The 19006-nt window shown below is 73.6% G+C and carries 12 protein-coding genes and 1 pseudogene; 4 read left to right on the top strand and 9 right to left on the bottom strand.

Going from position 1 to position 19006, the window contains the following annotated elements:
• Positions 1–7: 7 nt before the first annotated feature.
• From nirD to ET471_RS13925, 9 genes are all read right to left on the bottom strand, one after another.
• The gene (nirD, locus tag ET471_RS13965) at positions 8–448 is read right to left on the bottom strand and encodes a nitrite reductase small subunit NirD (protein WP_129189274.1); all 441 of its coding nucleotides are present in this window, start codon (positions 446–448) and stop codon (positions 8–10) included.
• The gene (nirB, locus tag ET471_RS13960) at positions 448–3084 is read right to left on the bottom strand and encodes a nitrite reductase large subunit NirB (RefSeq protein WP_129189272.1); all 2637 of its coding nucleotides are present in this window, start codon (positions 3082–3084) and stop codon (positions 448–450) included. Before nirB ends, nirD begins: the two co-directional genes overlap by 1 nt.
• Positions 3085–3198: 114 nt before the next feature.
• Entirely contained in the window at positions 3199–4275 is a 1077-nt protein-coding gene (locus tag ET471_RS13955; RefSeq protein ID WP_129189270.1) for a HesA/MoeB/ThiF family protein, read from the bottom strand.
• 13 nt (positions 4276–4288) lie between these two features.
• Positions 4289–5317, bottom strand: coding sequence for a molybdenum cofactor biosynthesis protein MoaE (locus ET471_RS19000; protein ID WP_129189268.1), 1029 nt, complete (start codon positions 5315–5317; stop codon positions 4289–4291).
• Positions 5314–5790 (bottom strand): cyclic pyranopterin monophosphate synthase MoaC, encoded by a 477-nt coding sequence (gene moaC / locus ET471_RS13945; RefSeq protein ID WP_129189266.1) that lies wholly within the window; start codon positions 5788–5790, stop codon positions 5314–5316. The genes ET471_RS19000 and moaC overlap by 4 nt, the downstream gene beginning before the upstream one ends.
• Positions 5787–7070, bottom strand: coding sequence for a molybdopterin molybdotransferase MoeA (locus ET471_RS13940; RefSeq protein ID WP_129189264.1), 1284 nt, complete (start codon positions 7068–7070; stop codon positions 5787–5789). Before ET471_RS13940 ends, moaC begins: the two co-directional genes overlap by 4 nt.
• A gap of 127 nt (positions 7071–7197) precedes the next feature.
• Positions 7198–8919, bottom strand: coding sequence for an FAD-dependent oxidoreductase (locus tag ET471_RS13935; RefSeq protein WP_129189262.1), 1722 nt, complete (start codon positions 8917–8919; stop codon positions 7198–7200).
• Positions 8916–11105 carry a molybdopterin oxidoreductase family protein gene (locus tag ET471_RS13930; protein WP_129189260.1) on the bottom strand — a complete coding sequence of 730 codons (2190 nt, stop codon included), beginning with the start codon at positions 11103–11105 and terminating at the stop codon, positions 8916–8918. The genes ET471_RS13935 and ET471_RS13930 overlap by 4 nt, the downstream gene beginning before the upstream one ends.
• A gap of 113 nt (positions 11106–11218) precedes the next feature.
• On the bottom strand, positions 11219–12550 hold the full coding sequence (locus ET471_RS13925; RefSeq protein ID WP_129189258.1) for an MFS transporter: 1332 nt from the start codon (positions 12548–12550) through the stop codon (positions 11219–11221).
• Positions 12551–13005: 455 nt separating this feature from the next.
• On the opposite strand from ET471_RS13925, the gene ET471_RS13920 reads away from it, so the two are divergent.
• The 4 genes and pseudogenes from ET471_RS13920 (at position 13006) to ET471_RS18085 (ending at position 18885) form a co-directional block, all read left to right on the top strand.
• Positions 13006–14784, top strand: coding sequence for a DUF7507 domain-containing protein (locus ET471_RS13920; RefSeq protein WP_129189256.1), 1779 nt, complete (start codon positions 13006–13008; stop codon positions 14782–14784).
• 59 nt (positions 14785–14843) lie between these two features.
• The gene (locus ET471_RS13915) at positions 14844–16376 is read left to right on the top strand and encodes a SpaH/EbpB family LPXTG-anchored major pilin (protein ID WP_129189254.1); all 1533 of its coding nucleotides are present in this window, start codon (positions 14844–14846) and stop codon (positions 16374–16376) included.
• 114 nt (positions 16377–16490) lie between these two features.
• Positions 16491–17225: pseudogene (locus ET471_RS18635) on the top strand (class C sortase); the annotation flags it as partial.
• Positions 17226–17400: 175 nt separating this feature from the next.
• Positions 17401–18885, top strand: a complete 1485-nt coding sequence (locus ET471_RS18085) for a SpaH/EbpB family LPXTG-anchored major pilin (protein WP_165350504.1) — start codon at positions 17401–17403, stop codon at positions 18883–18885.
• Positions 18886–19006 lie beyond the last annotated feature (121 nt).

The following is a 19006-nucleotide window of genomic DNA, read 5'->3' as shown; positions in this document are numbered from 1 at the left end:
GCGGCGCTCACGCGGTCTCGCCCGCAGCGTCGTGACCCGTGCCGTGACCCGGGGCGTGCGGGGCGCCGACGTGCACGACGCCGTCGCGGACGGCGACCTCGTAGGTGGTCAGGTCGGGGCCGTGGCCGGCGACGGGCTGGTAGCCCATCGTCTCGAGGCAGCGGCCGGTGCGCAGCGAGAAGACCTGCTTGTAGACCGGGGAGGCGACGGTGGGCTCGCCGGAGCGGGTGCCGACGAGGCCGCGCGCGAGGACGTTGGCGCCGGAGAACGGGTCGGCCTGCTGGACGGCGAGCACGGCGTCGTCGTGCAGGCGGAAGAGCGCGACCTGCACCGGGGTGCCGTCGACGGCGACGAGGGCGGCGGCGCCGCGCTCGACGGCGAGGGAGGTCAGGGGGCAGACCGGGGCGAGCTCGGCGGTGGGCACTGCGGTGGACACGGCGGCGGACATCAGGCCTCCTCGGGGCGGCGGACGGGCAGGGTGGCGCCGGCGACCAGGACGGGGGCGCCGAGCAGGTCGGCGCCGGCCGCGCGCTCGGACGCCGTGGCGGGGCGGCGCTGGCCGCGCTCGGCCACGTAGGCGAGGTCGGGGTCGGGGGTGGTGGGCGCGTTGACGAAGCTGGAGAACCGGGCGAGCTTGTCGGGGTCGTCCAGGACGGCCTTCCACTCGTCCTCGTAGGCGTCGACGTGGGAGGCCATCTGGGCGTCGAGGTCGGCGCAGATGCCGAGCGCGTCGTCGAGGACGACGGCGCGGACGTGGTCGAGGCCGCCCTCGACGTCGTCGAGCCAGGCGGCGGTGCGCTGGAGGCGGTCGGCGGTGCGCACGTAGTAGAGCAGGAACCGGTCGATGGTGCGGACGAGCTCGTCGTCGGTGAGGTCCTCCGCGAGGAGGCGGGCGTGCTTCGGGGAGAAGCCGCCGTTGCCGCCGACGTACACGTTCCAGCCCTTCTCGGTGGCGATGACGCCGACGTCCTTGGCGCGCGCCTCGGCGCACTCGCGGGCGCAGCCGGACACGCCGAGCTTGAGCTTGTGCGGGGAGCGCAGGCCGCGGTAGCGCAGCTCGAGCTGGACGGCCATGCCGACGGAGTCCTGGACGCCGTAGCGGCACCACGTGGACCCGACGCAGGACTTCACGGTGCGCAGCGACTTGCCGTAGGCGTGGCCGGACTCGAAGCCGGCGTCGACGAGCCGCTGCCAGATGGCGGGGAGCTGCTCGATGCGGGCGCCGAACATGTCGACGCGCTGCCCGCCGGTGATCTTCGTGTAGAGGCCGAAGTCGCGCGCGACCTCGCCGACGGCGATGAGGCCCTCGGGGGTGACCTCGCCGCCGGGCATGCGCGGCACCACCGAGTACGTGCCGTCCTTCTGCATGTTGGCGAGCACGTGGTCGTTGGTGTCCTGCAGGGTGGCCTGCTCGCCCGCGAGCACGTGGCCGTTGCCGAGGCTCGCGAGGATGGAGCCGATGACGGGGCGGCAGATGTCGCAGCCGCGCCCGCCCTGCCCGAGCCGGTCGAGGATCTCGGAGAAGGTGTGCAGCCCGGCGACGCGGACGGCCTCGAACAGGCCGGCCCGGGACAGCGCGAAGTGCTCGCACAGCGCCGTGGAGACGGTCACGCCCGCCTTCTCCAGCTCCGTGGTGGCGATCTTCTTGACGAGCGGCAGGCAGGACCCGCACGTGGTGCCCGCCCGCGTGCACGCCTTGACGCCGGCCAGGTCGGTGCAGCCGTGCTCGGTGACCGCCGCGCGGATCGCGCCCGCGGAGACGTTGTTGCACGAGCAGACGTTGGCGTCGTCGGGCAGGTCGAGGTTCGGTGCGCCGCCCGTGCCCTCCGGCAGCAGGTACGCGGACGGGTCGCCCGGGAGGGTCGCGCCGAGCATCGGGCGCAGCGACGCGTACGGGGCGGCGTCGCCGACGAACACGCCGCCGAGCAGCGTCGTCGCGTCGTCGGACAGGACGAGCTTCTTGTACACCCCGGCGACGGGGTCCGCCCAGACCACCTCGACCGCGCCGGGCGTGCGGGCGTGCGCGTCGCCGAAGCTGGCGACGTCGACGCCGTTCAGCTTGAGCTTGGTCGCGGTGTCCGCGCCCGGGAAGGTGGCCTCGCCGCCGAGCAGGCGGTCGACGACCACCTCCGCCATCGCGTAGCCGGGGGCCACCAGGCCGTAGCAGACGCCCTCGACGGCGGCGACCTCGCCGATCGCGTGGACATGCTCGTCGGACGTGCGGCACGCCAGGTCGACGACGACGCCGCCGCGCGCGCCCACCTCCAGGCCGGCCGCGCGGGCGAGCTCGTCGCGCGGGCGCACGCCCGTGGCGAGCACGACGACGTCGACGTCCAGGCGGCCCCCGTCGGCGAACTCGAGGCGACCCACGTGGCCCGTGCGGCGGTGCGGCCTCATGGCCTGCGTGGCGGTGCTGCATCGCACGCCGATGCCCTTGGCGTTGATGAGCCGGGCCAGCGCCTGCCCGCCGCCCAGGTCGGTCTGCACGTCCATGAGGTGCGTGCCGAACTGGATCACGGTGGCGTGCGCGTCGAGCGCCGTCAGCGCCCCCGCCGCCTCCAGGCCCAGCAGGCCGCCGCCGATGACGGCGCCGCGCACGGGCCTGCCCGCCGGGTAGTCGCGCCGCTTCTGCTCGACCCAGCCGCGCAGCGCCGCGACGTCGTCCACCGTGCGGTACACGAACACGCCGGGCAGGTCGTTGCCCGGGATGGGCGGGACGGCGGCGTACGAGCCCGTGGCGAGCACGAGCTCGTCGTACGCGTGCACGCGGCCCAGGCGGTCCGTGACCGTGCGCGCCTCGCGGTCGATCGACTCGACCTTCACGTCGCGGTGCAGGGTCACGAGCGGGTCGGCCCACAGGGCGGGGTCGCCGAGGGCGAGCTCGTCGGCGTCGCGCGCCTCGAAGTACTTGGTGAGCTGGACGCGGTCGTACGGGAGGCGCGGCTCCTCCGCGAAGACGTCCACGTGCCACGCGCCGGCCTCGTCCCGGGCGCGCAGCGCCTCGACGAGCCGCTGGGCGACCATGCCGCCGCCGACGACGACCACCCTGCCCGGTGCCTGCGATCGTGCCTGTGATCCGCTCATGCCACGACGGTAGGAACGCGCCGTTACCCGCGGACGCGCGGCCGGTTACCCTCCGGGAACGTTGTCCTCACACCCGCGGGGGCGGGGGCGTGAGCGGCCCGCGGCCGGACGCCGTCAGGCGCCGGTGCGAGCAGCGAGCGCCGCGTAGGTGGTGGCGCGCACGTCTCGCCAGCCGTCGTCGCGCAGCACCGTCGCGGCGCCGCGCGAGCGCAGCCCCTGCTCGCACACGACGACGAGCGGGGCGTCGACGGGGTGGTCGAGGACAGCGTCGGGCAGCCGCCCGGCGACGAGGTCGTCGAGGCGCACCCAGACGCCGCCGTCGACGACGGCCTCCACGCCGACGTCGACGACGAGCGTGCCGGGGGCGGCCGCGCCCACGGGCGGGGCGGCCGCGGCTCGCTCACCCGCCCGGCCCTCGTCGTCCGCCACCAGCGGGACCGTGTCCCACGTGCTCGTGCGCGCGTCGTAGGTCAGCAGGCGGCCCAGGGCCGGGTCGCCCGTGCCCGTCACGAGCTTGACGAGCTCCACGGCCATGGTCGTGCCGACGACGCCGCACGCGGGGCCGAGCACGCCCGCCGTCTCGCAGGAGTCGCCCTCGGCGGGCTGCTCGCCGAACACGTCGCGGTACGTCAGCGCGCGCCCGTCCGGCGCCGCCGACCACCACACCGACACCTGCCCGTCCCAGCCGAGCACCGTGCCCCACACGACCGGCAGCCCCAGCCGGGCGGCCGCGTCACCGACGACGTAGCGGGTGGCGAACGTGTCGCACGCGTCGACGACGACGTCGTAGCCGGTCAGCAGCGCCGCGGCGTTGCCGGAGGTGAGCCGCAGCGGGTGCTCGACGACGTCGACGTCGGGGCGCAGCGCCCGCAGGGCCGCGGCGGCCGAGGCCGTCTTGCGCTCCCCCAGGTCGGCGTCCGTGTGGAGCACCTGGCGTTGCAGGTTCGACGGCGAGACGACGTCGTCGTCGACGATGCCGAGCGTGCCGACACCGGCCGCGGCGAGGTACTGGAGCACCGGCGACCCCAGGCCGCCCGCGCCGACGACGAGCACGCGCGCGGACGCGAGGCGCGCCTGCGCGTCGGGGCCGAAGCCGTCGAGGAGCAGGTGCCGCGACGCCCGGCGCCGCTCGACCTCGTCGAGGCGCACGCGCACGGGCACGGGCACGACGGGTGCCAGCGCCCCGGTCATCCCAACGCCCCGGTCATCCCAACGCCCCGACCCACTCGGAGGTCCCGTCCGTGAAGCCCTGCTCCTTCCAGATGGGCACCTCGGCCTTGAGGTCGTCGACGAGGTCGGCGACGGCCGCGAAGGCCGCCCGGCGGTGCCCGGACGCCACCGCCGCGACGACGGCGGCGTCACCGACCGCGAGGGGCCCCACCCGGTGCACCACCGCCACGCGCAGCGCGTCGCCCGTCTGCGCGGCGACCCGCGCGGCGACCCGCTGCGCGACCTCCGCGAGGACGGCGGCGGCATCGGGGTGCGCCTCGTAGGCGAGCGCGGTCACGCCGCGGCCCTCGTCGTGGTCGCGCACGTACCCGGTGAAGGTGGCGACGGCCCCGCACGTGTCGTCGCGCACCAGGGCGACGAGCGCGTCGAGGTCGAGCCGGGCGGCGACGACGTCGGCGAGCAGGACGGCGGCGGCGCCCCCGGCCGGGTGCGTCACCGCGTGGTGGGCGACGTCGTGGTGGTGGGCGGCGTCGTGAGCAGGGCCGTCGTCGGCTTGCGCGTGGTCGCGGCCGCGGAGCTGGGCGGCCGCGTGCGGGAGGACGTCGGCGAGCGCGTCGAGCCCGTCGACGACGCCGCCCGGCGACCCGGGCAGGTTGACGACGAGCGTGCGGCCGGCGACGCCCGCGACGCCGCGCGAGAGGGCGGCCGTCGGGACGGGGTCCCGCCCGCCGCGCGGGGCCAGCGACGCGGCGCGCACGAGCTCGGCGATGCCGGGCACCTCCGTGTCGAGGAGGTCGCGCGTCACGTCGGGGGTGCGGTCGGTGGGCGAGATGCCCGTGCCGCCGCTCGTGACGACGACGTCGGGCGCGTCGGCGGACCGCAGCAGCGCGCGGAGCGCGGACCGGACTGGCTCGCCGTCGGGGACCACTCGGACGCTGACGGACCAGCCACGCTCCTCGAACCAGGCGCGCGCGGCGGGACCGGACCGGTCCTCGTACACGCCCGCGGCCGCCCGGTCGGAGGCGACGACGACGGCCGCGCGCAGCCCGTGCGTCCCGCTCATGCGTCCTCCCGCGTCCAGTCGCCGGACCTGCCGCCCGACTTGGCGACCACGCGCACGTCGGTGAGGACGGCCTCGCGGTCGACGGCCTTGATCATGTCGTACACCGTCAGGCCCGCGACCGTCACGGCCGTGAGGGCCTCCATCTCGACGCCGGTGCGGCCGCGGGTGCGCACGGTCGCGGTGATGTCGACGACGTCGTCGTGCGGGACGACGTCGACGTCGACGCCCGTGATCGGCAGGGGGTGGCACAGCGGCACGAGGTCGGGGGTGCGCTTGGCGCCGAGGATGCCCGCGACGCGGGCGGTCGCGACCGCCTCGCCCTTGGGCAGGTCGCCCGACGCGATGCGCGCGACGACGTCGGGGCGGGTGCGCAGCACGCCCACGGCGGTGGCCTCGCGGGCGGTGACGTCCTTGGCGGACACGTCGACCATGTGCGCGGCGCCGTCGGCCCGGTAGTGGGACAGGTCGGTCATGAGATCTCCCAGATGTCGACGACGTCGCCGGCCTCGAGGCGGGCGACGCCGGCCGGCACGTGCACGAGCACGGTCGCGGCGGCGAGGTGAGCGAGCAGGTGCGAGCCGGGACCGCCGACGAGGCGGACGCGGCCGTCGGCGTCGAGGCGGCCGCGGCGCACCTGCAGCAGGGCGGGCGGCGAGTCGAGGGGCTCGGCGAGCGGAGCCCGGCGGGCCGGGCGGGCGGCCGGGGCGACGCCCGTGGCGCGGGCCAGGACGGGGCGCAGGAAGAGCTCGAAGCTGACGAGGGCGCTGACGGGGTTGCCGGGGAACGCGACGAGCGGGACGACGCGGCGGGCGTCGCCCACGGTGACCAGCCCGAGGCCCTGCGGGCCGCCGGGCTGCATCGCGACGCCGCCGAACCAGGCGTCGTCGAGCGTGCCGCGGACCACCTCGTAGGCGCCCGCCGAGACGCCGCCCGTCGTCAGGACGACGTCGGCGTCGCCGGCCTCGGCGAGCACCCCGAGGAGCGCGGCCGGGTCGTCGGGGACGACGCGGGCGGTGACCCGGCACCCGACCTGGCCCAGCCCGACGGTCAGCGCCGCCCCGTTGGCGTCGCGCACCTGGGCGGGCCCGAGCGGCCGACCGGCGGGCACGAGCTCCGTGCCGGTCGAGAGCACCAGGACGTGCGGCGGCCGCTCGACCAGCACCTCCGCGACGCCCGACGCCGCGAGCGCCCCCGCCTGCGCCGCGCCGAGCGGGGTGCCGGCGGCGACGACGACGTCCCCGGCGGCGACGTCGGAGCCGGCGACGCGCACGAAGGTGCCGGGGGCGACGGGGGCGGCGAACGCGACCGCGGTGACGGTGACGCCCCCGCCGGGGCCGGCGCCGAACGTGGGCGGGTCGGCGTCCTCGATGCGGACGACGGCGTCGGCGCCCGGCGGGACGGGTGCGCCGGTCATGACAGGGGCCGCGGTGCCCGGCACGAGGGGGCCGGGTGCGACGCCGGCGGGGACGGCGGGCCCGACGGCCTGCCGGACGGGAGCGGCGGGCGACGCGGCGGCGAGGTCGGCCGCGCGGACGGCGTACCCGTCCATCTGGGAGTTGTCGAAGCCGGGCAGCGCGACGACGGCGCGGGCGTCGGCGGCGAGACGCCGCGGGAGCGTGGCGCCGGTCGCGGCGGCGGCGAGCAGGGCGGCGACGGTGACCCGCTCGGCGGGTCGGGCCGCGAGCGCCGGGGCCACGAGGGCCTCGACCCGTGCGGCGTGCTCGGCCGGGCTGCGGCGGTCGGTCCCAGTCACGCGTGCACCTTACTCACCCGGCGTCGGGCACGGCCCGGCCGCGGGGTTCGCCGGGTTGTGCCGGAGGGCGGGTGAGCGGGCCGGGCAGGCGGGGCAGCCGGGCGCCTGAGCGGGTCGTGCGGTGCACCTAGACACCGCCGGACCGGATGCCCTCCGCCGTGCCCGACCGGACCTCGTCCGTCGTCCCGCCGTCTGCGGCGGGGCCCGGCCGGTCGTCCCCGCCCGCCCCGCCCGCCCCGCCCCGCGTCCCGGCGAGCCAGCCGCACAGCCCGCGGACGGCGTCCGTGCAGCCGCCGCAGCCGGTCGTGGCGCGGGTGGCGCGGGCGATGTCGGCGACGTCGCGGGCTCCGCCGTCGACGGCGGCGACGACGTCGGCCTTGGAGACGCCGTTGCAGCGGCACACGACGGCGTCGTCGGGCATGTGCTCGGGGCTCGCGGCGGGAGCCGCGGCCGGGGCGACGGGCGTGAGGAGCAGGAACGCGGGGTCGGCGGGGACGGGGGTGCGGCGCGTGTAGGCGGCGGTGAGGTCGGCGGCGACGCGCGGGTCTCCGACGCACGTGGCGCCGACGAGGAGGCCGTCGGCGACGACGGCCTCGACCCAGCGCCCGCCGGCGGGGTCGTCGAGGCGCACGGACCGCTCGCCGGGGCGCGGCGTGCGCCCGGCGCCGCAGGCGCCCATCGCGACGACCGACAGGGGCCCGGCCTTGACCTTGACGACGTCGGTGCCGCGGGTCTCCACCCCGCGGTCGGTCGCGGCGCGCGTGGCGAGCAGGGTGCCGAGGCGCAGCGCGAGCGAGGGCCGCTCGGCCTCCCAGGGACCGCGCAGGTGGACGCGGGGCCCTGCGGGGACCGCGGGTGGCGGGGGCTGCCGGGAGGCGTCGGCGAACGCCTGGGCGAGGCGGCGTGCCTGGTCCCAGCCCTCGGCGACCAGGCCGCGGGACCCGTCGGGCGGCTGCGCGCAGTCGCCGATCGCGTACACGGCGGAGTCGTCGACGGAGGCGAGGTCGGCGCCGACGACGACGCCGCGGGCGACGCTGAGCCCGGCGTCGGCGGCGAGCCCGGTCTCGGCGGTCGTGCCGCAGGCGAGCACGACGAGCCCGGCGGCGAGCACCTCGTCCCCGGCGGGCCCGTCGACGCGCACCCCGACGGCCCGTCCGCCGACGACGAGCACCTCGGACCGCCGCGTCCCGGTCACGACGCGCACGCCGTGCAGCGCGAGCGACCCGGCGAGCACCGCACCGGCGCCGGCGTCGAGCTGGCGGTCCATGACCGTGGCGCCCGGGTGGACCAGCGCGACCTGGAGGCCGCGGGCGGCGAGCCCGAGCGCCGCCTCGACGCCGAGCACTCCCCCGCCGACGACGACGGCGCGCGGCGCGTTGAGGGTGGCGGCGACGATCTCGCGGGCGTCGTCGAGCGTGCGCAGGGGGTGGACGCCGGCCGGCAGGGCGGCGCCGTCGAGGCCCGGGATCGCCGGGACGCGCGCGGCGGAGCCGGTGGCGAGCACGAGCCGGTCGTACGGGTGCCGCGACCCGTCGGACGCGAGGACGACGCGCGCCTCGCGGTCGATGCCGGCGGCGGCGACGCCGCGCAGCACCTGGGCCCGCCCGCCCGGCAGGGGCAGGTGGATCGCGGCGAGGTCGGTGCGGCCGGCGACGACGTCGGACAGGAGGACGCGGTTGTACGGCTCGTACTCCTCGGCGCCCAGCACGGTGACGTCGAGGCCCCACGGGTCGCGGCGCTCGAGCTCGTCGACCAGCCGGGCGCCGACCATGCCGAACCCGACGACGACGACGCGCACGGGCACGCGCGGCCCCGCAGAGGTCGCAGGAGACGCGGTCACGGGGGTCATGCGGCCTCCTCGACGACGGGCGCCACCTGCACGGCGCACACCTTGAACTCGGGCATCGCCGAGACCGGGTCCACGGCGTCGGTGGTGAGCAGGTTGGCGCTGCCCTCCCCCGACCAGTGGAAGGGCAGGAACACGGTGTCCGGGCGGATCGTGTCGGTCCAGCGGGCCGCCGCGGTCGTGGTGCCGCGGGCGGTGGTCAGGCGCACGCGGGCGCCGTCGGGCACCCCGAGGCGCGTGCCGAGCAGGGGGTGCAGCTCGACGTACGGGCGCGGGACCAGCCGTTCGAGCTCGGGCACGCGGTGGGTCTGCGCGCCGGACTGGTAGTGCTGGAGCACCCGCCCGGTGATGAGCCACAGGGGGGCGTCGGGGCGCAGGTCGTCGCTCGGGCCGACGTGGTCCACGGGGATCATGCGGGCGCGGCCGTCCGGCGTCTCGAACCGGTCGAGGAAGTGCCGGGGCGTGCCCGGGTGGTCGGCCGCCGGGACCGGCCAGTGGAAGCCCGGGCCGCCCGCGGCCTCGTCGGCGTCGAGCCGGGCGTGCGAGAGGCCCGCGTAGTCGGCCGGGCCGCCCGCGGACGCGCGCGCGAGCTCGTCGAACACGTCGGCCGGGTCGGTCGCCAGGTGCACGGGCGAGCCGAGGCGGCGGGCCACCTCGGCCCACACCCACAGCTCGGAGCGGGCCTCGCCGGGGGCGTCCACCGCCTTGCGCCGGCGGATGACACGCCCCTCGAGCGACGTCATGGTGCCCTCCTCCTCGGCCCACTGCGTCACCGGCAGCACGACGTCGGCGACCAGCGCCGTCTCGGACGGCACGACGTCGCACACCACGAGCAGGTCGAGCGCCGCGAGACGTTCCCGGACCTTGTCCGCCGACGGCGCAGAGACCAGCAGGTTGGACCCGTGGACCAGCAGGGCTCGCGGCCCGCCGGGTGTGCCGAGGGAGGCCAGCAGCGCGACGGCGGGCACCCCCGGGCCCGGGATCGTCGCGGGGTCCACGCCCCACACGGCGGCGACGTGCTCGCGGGAGGCAGGGTCGTCGATCTTGCGGTAGCCGGGCAGCTGGTCTGACTTCTGCCCGTGCTCGCGCCCGCCCTGCCCGTTGCCCTGGCCCGTCAGGGCCCCGTACCCGGAGCCGACCGTGCCCACCAGCCCCAGGGCGAGCGCGAGGTTGACGGCCGCGGTCACGGTCGCGGTGCCCTGCGTCGACTGCTCGACGCCACGGCCCGTGAGGACGTACGCGCCGCGCCCGCCGCGCGCCGGAGACGCCGCGGCCAGCAGCCGGGCCACCCGTCGCAGCTCGCCCTCGGGCACGCCCGTGACGATCTCGACCCGCTCGGGCCACCAGGCCGCCACCGACCGGGCGACGGCGTCGAGCCCCGTGGTGCGCGCGGCCAGGTAGGCGGCGTCGGCGAGGCCCTCGGCGAGCACCACGTGCAGCAGGCCGAGCAGCACGGCCAGGTCCGTGCCCGGGACGGGCTGCAGGTGCACGCCCTGCCCGTCCTCCGTGAGCCGGGCCGTCGCGGACCGCCGCGGGTCGACGACGACGAGGCCGCCCGCCGCCCGCGCCCCGGCGAGGTGCTGCACCGACGGCGGCATCGTCTCGGCCACGTTGGAGCCGAGCAGCAGCACGGCGGCGGCACCGCCCAGGTCGGCCAGCGGGAAGGGCAGGCCGCGGTCCGCGCCGAGCGCCCGGTTCGCGGCGGCCGCCGCCGACGCCATGCAGAACCGCCCGTTGTAGTCGATGAACGGGGTGCGCAGCACCGCCCGGGCGAACTTGCCGAGCGTGTACGCCTTCTCGTTCGTCAGGCCGCCGCCGCCGAACACGGCGACCGCCTCGGGGCCGGACTCCGCCTGGACCGCGGCGAGCCGGATGGCGACGACGTCGAGGGCCGTGTCCCAGTCCGTGGGCTCCAGCGCACCCGACGCCCCGCGCACCAGCGGGACCGTCAACCGGTCGGCGGCGCGCAGCACGGCAGCCGAGGTCCACCCTTTCTGGCACAGCCCGCCCCGATTGGTGGGGAACTCCCGCGGGCTGACGTCGACCGGCTGCGGTCGCGCGACCCTGGATGTCCGGTTCTCAGGCCCAGAAGCGGACATCGAGGGTCGCCCGCCGGCGGTGACGGTGGTGGCGGTGGTGGCGGGGGCCGTGGCGTCGGTGGCGGCGGCCGGGGTGATCGTCAGGGTCATGGCGCACTGCAGGGCGCAGTACGGGCAGTGGGTCGCCGTCCCGTCCAGCTCTGGTCCGGCGGGCCCGGTCCCCGCGTGCTCCGCCGCCGGCGTCGTCGTGCCTCCTGCGACGCTCACACCCGCACCGCGCCCATCCGGCCGCGCGTGTACACCGCCGCGGTGAGCGCGGCGAGCGCCACGTACACGCCGACGAACACGAGCAGCGCGGGCACGAGCGAGCCGGTCGCCGTCGTCGAGACGGCGAAGCCGCGCGGCACGAGGAACCCGCCCAGGGCACCGACGGCGCCCGCGATGCCGATGCACCCGGCCGCGGCCCCGGCCCCGGCGCCCGTCTCGCGGAACACCGCGGGGATCATGCGGTACACCGACCCGTTGCCGATGCCGGTGGCGACGAACAGGACGAGGAACGCTCCGAGGAACAGGCCGAAGTCGTGCCGCTGGAGGGCGACGACGGCGCCCAGCGTGCCGGCCGCCATGACGCCGAAGGCGGCGATGGTGACGCGGGCGCCGCCGACGCGGTCGGCGAGGATGCCGCCCAGCGGGCGGGCCAGCGAGCCCACGAGCGCGCCGAGGAACGCGACCTTGAGACCCACGTGCGGGAACACGCCCGCGAGCAGCGTCGGGAACGCGCCCGAGTAGCCGATGAACGACCCGAAGGTGCCGATGTAGATCGCCGAGATGATCCACGTGTGGGGCAGCCGGGCCGCGGCGGCGTACGTGCGCGGGTCCGACCTCGCCGTGGCGAGGTTGTCCATGAACCGCCAGGCGAGCACCGCCGCCACGAGCACGAGCGGGACGAACATGAGCCCCGCACGCTCCAGCGCGAGCCCGCCGCCCGCGACGATCACGAACGGCACCGCGAGCTGCACCGCGGCCGTGCCGAGGTTGCCGCCCGCCGCGTTCAGCCCGAGCGCCTTGCCCTTCTCAGCCGCCGGGTAGAAGAACGAGATGTTCGCCATCGACGACGCGAAGTTGCCGCCGCCGAACCCGGCGAGAGCAGCGACCCCCAGGAGCACCCCGAAGGAGGTGTCAGGCCGCTGGACGACGACGGCCAGCGCCGTCGTCGGCAGAAGCAGCAGCAGCGCCGAGACCACCGTCCAGTTGCGGCCGCCGAACAGCGGGACCGCGAACGTGTACGGCAGGCGCAGGAACGCGCCGACCAGGGACGGGACGGCGATCAGCCAGAACATCTGGTCGGCGGTCAGGGTGAACCCGGCTGCGGGGAGCTGCGGCACGACGATCGACCAGAGCGCCCACACGGAGAAGCCGAGCAGCTCGGCCACGACCGACATGGCCAGGTTGCGGCGGGCGACCCGGCGGCCCCGTGCGGCCCAGAAGGCGGCGTCCTCAGGGTCCCAGCGGTCGATCCAGCGTCCTGGGCGCCGGGCGGCGCTCCCGGTCGCCGGGACGGTCGTCGGCGTGGTCTGCGTGGTCTGCACCGCCATGCGGCCTCCTTCGCCACGCGCCCGACGACGTCGGGCGCCCTGGACCGCCGGCAGGCACCGGCGGCGGGTGCGGTCCGAGGTCTCCACAGCGGCTCCGGACCAGCGGGCACGACGCTAGGGACGGGGTGTTTCGGGGCCGCCGTGGGTGCGTGAACTTCCCGTGAGGTCTAGCGCACAGGGTGCGGCGCGGGCCTGAGAGGTGCGGAACGGTTCTCATCATGAACATCGATGACGCCAAACTCGATGGCATTCCCCAAGGGCGTTAACTGCCCTTCCTTGACCGAAGGCATACCCCTTGATGGGCCCTTAAGTCACGAGCACACATCGCCGCCAGGCCACCGTGCGTCCGGCGACCGCTCGCTCCTCGGCCCCCTCTAGTTGTCACTACCTTGGGGCCACCTTCGAGCGACCGTGGTGGCCGCTCGAGCATCAGTGGAAGTACGGAGGTGCTGTCGATGCGACTGCGTAGATCTATCGCGGCAATCGCGGTCGTGGCGGCGGGGATCGGCGTGGGGCTGGGGACGGCGTCGCCTTCGACGGCGGGTGTGATCAACGAGCCGTCACCAGGTACGCCACAGCAACTGCTGAAGGAAACCTTCACGGGCTCGACGTTTACCAACAGTGCGTTCACTCTGCTCGGCCACGCCGGCCTCACTAACGCGCCGGACCCAACGCCGACAGAAGACCCATCGACCTTGGATCCCTGCAAACCGATGCCCAGCGCGAGTTTCGCACCGAAACTCGGGTGCGACCTGAAGGACGACGACGGGAAGGCGCTCTCTCCGCCACTTCTCCAAGCCGACGCACGTAGAGACGCCCCAAAGCCGAGTGAAGCAGACGAAGGGTTCCTTCAGCTCACGGACAGCAACCACGACAAGGTCGGCGGGGTGCTTTACAACTCTCCCCTTCCCACCAGGGGAGGCCTCGATATCACCTTCGAGATGTACCAATTCAACTCGACGACGCGGGGCCAGTACGCCAGAGGGCACAGGGACGCTCCCGCAGCCGACGGCATCGGGTTCTTCATCACCGACGGCACGGAAGACAAGCAGTTGACGGAGCCTGGCGCCTATGGCGGCTCCCTCGGCTACGCGCAGAAGTACGACCAGTGGAACGGCACGTGGACGCCCGGAGTCTCCAACGGATATCTCGGCATCGGCTTTGACGTGCTTGGGAACTACATCCAGGACGATACCGAGTGCCGCGGGTCCACCGGCATGAAATGGCGGTGCACTTTCGCGCCCGGCGCGAGCCGCTCACCAGCCGGGACGGAATGGGGGCAGAACGTCCCCAACACCATCACTTTGCGAGGCCCCGGCAACGGGTTCAACGGATACGAGTATCTGACGTCGACCGTTGTACTGGACGGCGACGGCGTCGCTCGGACCAGCTCGCTCGGCAGCAGTCTCCTGAGGGGACCCAGCGTACTGGACGAGCCCTGGCGCACCCTCCCCGAGCGCCTCGCGTCATCAAAGCGCCTGGTGCGAATCATAGTCTCACCGGAGGCCAATCCATTGGTGCGCGTGTTCATAGCCTTCGACGGCGCCGAGAGCACTCTCGCGGCGAGCACACCGCTGCTGTCACACCGGATGACTCAGGCCATGCCGGAGTACTTCAAGTTCGGATTCACCGGATCGACGGGCGACTTCACGGACGTCCACCTGATCCGCATGCTTGAGGTCACCACACTCGTGAATCCTCCGTCGCCTGCCCTTACCATCGAGAAGAGCGTCGACGGTAAGGTCGACGGTTACCAGAAAGACGAACAGATCGCCTACAAGTTCGATGTGGTCAACACCGGGGACACCGTATTGACGGGAATCACCATCGAGGACGACCTGATCGACCACGGCACGCTCAGCCCATCAGCGGGGGTCACCCTCGCTCCCGGTGAGACGGCCCAGTTCACTGGGCACCACAAGCTCACCGCGGCGGAGATCGATGACGCCCAGACGGCACCGCAGAAGTGCGAGTTCGTAAACACCGCGCACGCCACCGCTCGGTTCGGAGCGCAAGAGGTCACCTCGGTGAGTTCCGCAGCGAGCGTCACAGTCGCGGGTTGCTCGGAGCCTGCGTCGCCGCCGCCTAACCCTGGCGACGCCGCTGGCACAGTCCCTCTGCCGGCCGTTGGTGGGCCCCCCAGTACGTCTGGTGGCGGGGCCATTGCGGTCATCGTCGCCCTTACCGCCTATCTCTTTGCCGCCCGTCGTCGCCGCGGAACGCGCAAACCGTAACTCCAGACGTTTCGCTGTCCCCCGATGCCCGGGGCCCACCCAGAGAGAAGGAACCTGCAGTGGTCAAGAACACCAGGGGCCGCATAGCGGTTCCCCTCGCTGCAGCGCTTGCGTTGCTCACGACACCGCTCATCGCATCAGGCGCCGCCGCGGCAGATCCGCCAGCCCCGCCCGCGACCATCGACTCAACCCACGCGCGCAGCCTCACCATCACAAAGCTGGCCGCGACCGAAGTCCCTGGGGCGCCCGCGGACGGCTCCGTTCTGGATCACCAGGGGTTCCCCATCAAGGGGGTTGCGTTCACAATCGAACTCGTACCTGGCATCGATCTGACACAGAGTGCTGGGTGGGAGGCTGCAGCAGAGATGGATGTCGATGCAGCCCGAGACGCCATTGATGCGGCTGATGACGCCAGTCGCCTCAAGAGATCTGGGACGACCGACGAGAAGGGGGAACTGAGGTTCGTTGGCAGTGCGCCATTCGAGGATCTCCCCCTTGGCGTGTACCTAGTCACTGAGACGGGCAACAGCTCGTCCTCTTCGAGTGTCACGCTCGACGGCAACCTCATGAAGTTCCTGGTGACACTCCCGCTACCGGACCTAGACAATGGCGGATGGGTCTACGACGTGAACGTCTATCCGAAGAACACGGCAAACTTCATGGTTAAGGAGGTCAGGGACTCAGATCCGTATTTTGAAGATCGTCTTGTCCACTACGACGTGCGCATCGAGGTCCCCAAGAGTGCGACAAAAGTCGAGCTCAGCGACACGTTTGATCCTCTGCTCTCGGTTGACTGGTCGACTCTGGAGACCGGTGCAGGGTGGGGTCATTTGTCACATCCTAGTTGGAGCGCCGAGTCGTCACCGAAGCCGAACGACACGCGGCCGCAGGAAGCTACTTTTGGCACCGCTAAGCTTACCGACAGGACACTCACCGTTGTCTTCTCGGAAGACGAGATCGCCGACCGCTTCAGCGATCAGACCGGCGAGACGATGGTTTTTCGGTTCTCAGTGAACGCTCGGGCCATCGGAACCGGCATGATTGAGAACGATGCTTCGTACATCGTTACCTCACCTGCCGGAACCTACACTGGCGACTCGTCTCCGGTGTACACGAAGTGGGGCAAACTTGTAGTCACGAAGACGAGCGAGAGCGGATCTCTTCTCCCGGGTGCCGTCTTTGAGGTTTACAAGGATAGCGATGTCGAAGACGGCGCACTGAAGAATGGTGCCACGCCATTGGCAACGGAGCGTACCGATGACTCTGGCATCGCTACGTTTCTCCTGCGGTACTCGGACTGGGCCGACGGCGGAGGAACGGAGGGAAATCCCGGAAAGGGAGACGTAACCTATTGGGCTGTCGAGAAGACGCCGCCTGCAGGCTACAAGGTCGGCCCGGATAACAAGCCGCGCCAGTTCCGCATCACCAACCGTGACAACGCCGTCGTCACTATGGAGTATGTGAACTCGCAGCGAGAGGGCTTCGAACTTCCTTCCATCGGTGGCAACCGCGCCATCCTCCCGATCCTCGCGACTCTCGTCGTCGCTGGCGGCGTCGTCTGGCTCGTTCGGTCCCGTCGCGTGAACGACTGACCTCACGCAACGCACGGTGCGGCCCCGGGGCGTCACTTCCGGGGCCGCACCACCGATCGCACCTTCCCAGCAACTCCGCACCTTCCCAGCAACTCCCACTAGGGAGGAGGTTCCATGTCCCGTCACAAGCTCGAGAAGCCCGGCCAGCGCCGCGACCTCACGCGTCGGGTCGTCGTCGCCACCGTCGTTCTCGGCGCGCTGGTCGTCTGGCAGTGGAACCCCGCTCTCACATGGTTCAACGACCGGGCCGCATCGCAACGCACGACGGAGTTCGCCCGGATGACGGCGTCGACGCCCTCGGACGAGCAGGACGCCCAGTTCGCCGCGGCGCAGGAGTACAACGCGTGGCTGGCAGCGGGCGGCGCGAGTGAGATCGGGCACGCCATCCACGAGTTCGGTGCGGCCGACGAGACGGCCCTCCTGTACAGGGACTACGAGAAGCTGCTCTCGCTCGACGGCACCTCCTTGATGGCCGACCTGACCGTCGACTCCATCGACGCGCGCCTGCCCGTCGTCCACGGCACCTCCCCCACGTCGCTCGACGTGAGCGCCGGCCACCTCTACGGCACCTCGCTCCCCGTGGGCGGCCCGTCGACGCACGCGGTGATCGGCGCGCACTCCGGCTGGAGCAAGGCGACGCTCTTCAACCGGCTCGCGAAGGTCGAGGTCGGCGACGTCTTCACGATCTCCGTGATGGGCCGTCAGCTCGCGTACAAGGTCACCGACATCACCCCGGTCAAGGCGACCGACTCGACGGACCTCATCCGGATCGAGGAGGGCAAGGACCTGGTGACCCTCACGACGTGCTACCCCACGTACGTCAACACCCACCGCCTGCTGGTCCGGGGCGAGCGGACCACCGATCCCGCCCCCGACACGGACGACACGGTGACGTACCAGACCGCCGACCCCGGCTTCCCCTGGTGGGCCGCCACCACCGGCGGCGGCGCCACCGGAGTGATGGCGCTCGCCTTCTGGCCGACGCGCCGCAAGCCCACCCCGAGTACCACGGAAGGCACCTGTGATGAAGCGCCCCGCAACCTGGCTCGTCGCGCTCGCCGCGGCCTTCGCGCTCTCGCTCGCGGCACCCGTCGCCGCCTCGGCCGCGTCGATCGACCCGTCGAGGCCGTGCAGCCTCACGGTCCGCAAGTACCTGGTCGGCGACGATGACGCGACCCTCGGGACGCCCGACGCCGGAGCCGTCTTCGCCCTGGGGCGCGTGCCCGGGGTCGACCTCACCACGACCGAGGGCTGGCTCGCCGCGGAGGCTCTCGCCGGCCAGGACCCCGCCACCGTCACCACCGAGCCGGTGAGGCAGGGCGTCACCGACGCGGACGGCGAGGTCGCCTTCCGGAACCTCGCCCTGGGCCTGTACAAGGTCACGGAGGTCGCGCCCGACGGCGCCGACGTCGTCGCACCGTTCCTCGTCACGCTCCCCATGACCGACCCCGTGGCTCGCGACAAGTGGCTGTACGACGTCGTCGCGTCCCCCAAGGTGACGCCGTCGCCGGCCGACGACGCACCGGTCTACGACCTCGCCCTGCGGACCTGGGTCTCGGAGGTCTGGCGCGACGGCGCGCGCGTGTTCGAGCGGCAGTCGCCGACCACGGACACCGGGCCGGAGTTCGTGGTCCCGCACGTCACGTTCGACGACCCGACGGTCGACATCCGCGTCGGCGACCTCGTGGTCCACGACATCCACCTGTTCAACCAGGGCAACCGGACCGCGCGCGTCGACGAGCTCGTCAACCACTCCGCCGCGGGCCTGGACTACGCGGGCGGCCTGCTCATGAACACCGTGCCCGGCCACGACAACGATGGCTGGGAGCTCGCGGCGGACGGCCTGTGGCACATGTCGATGGAGGAGGCCGGCATCGTCCTCGCACCGGGCGAGGACTTCGAGGTCCACCTGACGCTGCAGGTGCTGCCGGAGGCGCTCGGCTCGGGCGTCGACGTGGCGGACCACTACAGCTTCGTCGAGATCTCGAAGTTCAGCGGGTGGGTCCCGACCTCGGCCGAGCCCGCGCAGAACCGCACCGCCTCGGCCGGCGCCGTCACGGCCTCGAACGTTGCCTTCGGCGTCGACGTGCAGCCCCGGGTGACCGCGCGACCCCTCGCGGCGACGACGTACGACGGCGTGCCCGGCACCTGGCAGCAGGTCGCGGACGTCGACTCCACCCCCGCGCGGACGAACCTCGCCGTCGAGCGAGACCGGCTCGTCTACCACTCGTGGGAGGACAACGAGATCGACGAGTCCAACACCTCGATGAGCTCGGACGACGAGCGCAACGACTACGACAACGACGAGGACGACCACGACGGCACCATCATCCAGGTCGTCCGCGACCTGGGGCAGGCCACGACCCCGCCCGTCGTGCGGCTGCCGCGCACGGGTGCCGAGATCGGCGCCGCGGCCGCTGCCGCGGTGGTCCTCGTCGTCGCCGGCGCGTGCATCGTCGGGGCCGTCCGCCGTCGTCGTGACCGAGAGGTCCCGCCCTCCCGCGCCTGACGGCGGCCGCTGCGGCCGTACGTCGTGCTCGCTCACGCGATGCCGGCCAGGTCGTGCGTCCCCGCCGCGCCGCGGCGGGGACGCACGCAATGACCCAGGTCCTCACCGCTCGACGACGCCG

The organism is Xylanimonas protaetiae (assembly GCF_004135385.1).
GTDB lineage: Bacteria > Actinomycetota > Actinomycetes > Actinomycetales > Cellulomonadaceae > Xylanimonas > Xylanimonas protaetiae.
The sequence above is the reverse complement of the archived record's forward strand: the minus strand, read 5'-3'. Positions and strand labels throughout refer to the sequence as shown.

Coding starts and splice junctions, on each gene's coding strand:
- moaC (WP_129189266.1), bottom strand. CDS start 5,790: ATGACCGACCTGTCCCACTACCGGGCCGACGGCGCCGCGCACATGGTC.
- ET471_RS13955 (WP_129189270.1), bottom strand. CDS start 4,275: ATGACCGGGGCGCTGGCACCCGTCGTGCCCGTGCCCGTGCGCGTGCGC.
- ET471_RS13920 (WP_129189256.1), top strand. CDS start 13,006: ATGCGACTGCGTAGATCTATCGCGGCAATCGCGGTCGTGGCGGCGGGG.
- ET471_RS13930 (WP_129189260.1), bottom strand. CDS start 11,105: ATGACCCTGACGATCACCCCGGCCGCCGCCACCGACGCCACGGCCCCC.
- nirB (WP_129189272.1), bottom strand. CDS start 3,084: ATGAGCGGATCACAGGCACGATCGCAGGCACCGGGCAGGGTGGTCGTC.
- ET471_RS18085 (WP_165350504.1), top strand. CDS start 17,401: ATGAAGCGCCCCGCAACCTGGCTCGTCGCGCTCGCCGCGGCCTTCGCG.
- nirD (WP_129189274.1), bottom strand. CDS start 448: ATGTCCGCCGCCGTGTCCACCGCAGTGCCCACCGCCGAGCTCGCCCCG.
- ET471_RS13935 (WP_129189262.1), bottom strand. CDS start 8,919: ATGACCCCCGTGACCGCGTCTCCTGCGACCTCTGCGGGGCCGCGCGTG.
- ET471_RS13925 (WP_129189258.1), bottom strand. CDS start 12,550: ATGGCGGTGCAGACCACGCAGACCACGCCGACGACCGTCCCGGCGACC.
- ET471_RS19000 (WP_129189268.1), bottom strand. CDS start 5,317: ATGAGCGGGACGCACGGGCTGCGCGCGGCCGTCGTCGTCGCCTCCGAC.